Origin of the sequence: Caulobacter sp. D5 (genome assembly GCF_003185805.1) — a bacterium.
Classification (GTDB): domain Bacteria; phylum Pseudomonadota; class Alphaproteobacteria; order Caulobacterales; family Caulobacteraceae; genus Caulobacter.
This window is the reverse complement of sequence record NZ_QHJY01000532.1, coordinates 1-1247: the sequence shown is the minus strand read 5'-3', so window position 1 is coordinate 1247 and position 1247 is coordinate 1. Positions and strand designations below refer to the sequence as shown.

Below are 1247 nucleotides of genomic sequence, written 5' to 3'. Positions count from 1 at the left end.
CGCACGCCGACAACGTCCAGCGGATCGTCGGCCATTTCGAGGCCGCCGCGGCCCTGACCGACGCCATGGGCGGCCTCTCGGCCCTGCTGGCCGTCGGCGGCGAGCCCTGCGAGAAGGCGCTTTCGGCCTTCCACGCCAAGTGGCGGCACGAGCCCCTGGTGCTGGACAAGTGGTTCTCGGTGCAGGCCCGCGATCCGTCGGAAGGCGCGCTGAAGCGGGTGCTGGCCCTGACCGGGCACGAGGACTTCGACGCCGGCAATCCCAACCGCTTCCGCGCCCTGGTGCAGGGCTTCGCCAGCGCCAACCCGGCGCGGTTCCACGACCCTAGCGGCGCGGGCTACCGCTTCCTGGCCGACCAGATCCTGATCGTCGACAGCTTCAACCCGATGACGGCGGCCCGCCTGGTCGAGCCCCTGGGCGGCTGGCGGCGCTATGTCCCCGCGCTGGGCGACCTGATGCGGCGGGAGCTTGAGCGCGTGAAGGCCGCGCCGGGCCTGTCGAAGAACGTGCTGGAGCTGGCCGGACGGGCGCTGGATTAGCGGCGAAAGACCCCCTCAGTCGCTCCGCGACAGCTCCCCCAGAGGGGGAGCATCTTTCGGCGCGGCGTCGGACAAGATCCTCCCCCTCTGGGGGAGGTGGCCCGGAGGGCCGGAGGGGGTTCTCGGTCGTCGCACGCGAAGCCTTAGCGCGAGCCTGGGGTGATTCTTCCGCGCAACGGTTGCGACCAAAGCGCTCAGCCCCCAGGGAATCGGGCCTCGCCAGGGTGACGCCGACCGAACGGGTACGGTAGATTCACCATAGTCGGCGAACTGACTCGCCGGGGGTGTGGGAGCTTTAAGCGTTGCGGATTGGCGGGGCGAAACCCGGGAGGACGGCGAAGGCCGGACTTTCGGCTGCGGGCGCGGCTCGCATGCGCGCCGCCCGGTCGTCGCAGGCCTATGTCCGCGTCGTGATCCTGGCCGCCCTGCTGCTGCTGGCCGTCTACACCGCCCTCGGCGTCGTCAAGCTCCAGAAGGAAGCCGCCGCCCCGCCCGGCGGCGCGGCCCTGGCCGCTCAGGCCCAGATCCTGTCGGGCAAGGTCGAGACCAATCTCGCCGCCCAGCGCGCCGGCCTGTCGGCGGCGGGCGACCTGCTCGAACGCGACCCGACCTCGGCCATGGACGCGGCCGAGACCGCCCTGCGCGCCGCCGGCGGCGAGGCCATGGCCGTCGCCGTGGCCACCACCGGCGAAGTCATGGCCGTGGCCG

Annotated in this window: 1 protein-coding gene and 1 pseudogene; both read left to right on the top strand. The window is 72.3% G+C overall.

The features are described from left to right. On the top strand, window positions 1-539 hold a 539-nt coding region (locus tag DMC18_RS24870; RefSeq protein WP_146218218.1), incomplete at its 5' end, for an aminopeptidase N C-terminal domain-containing protein. Between the two features lie 371 nt (window positions 540-910). Then, window positions 911-1247 (top strand): annotated as a pseudogene (locus tag DMC18_RS24865) (ATPase); the annotation flags it as partial.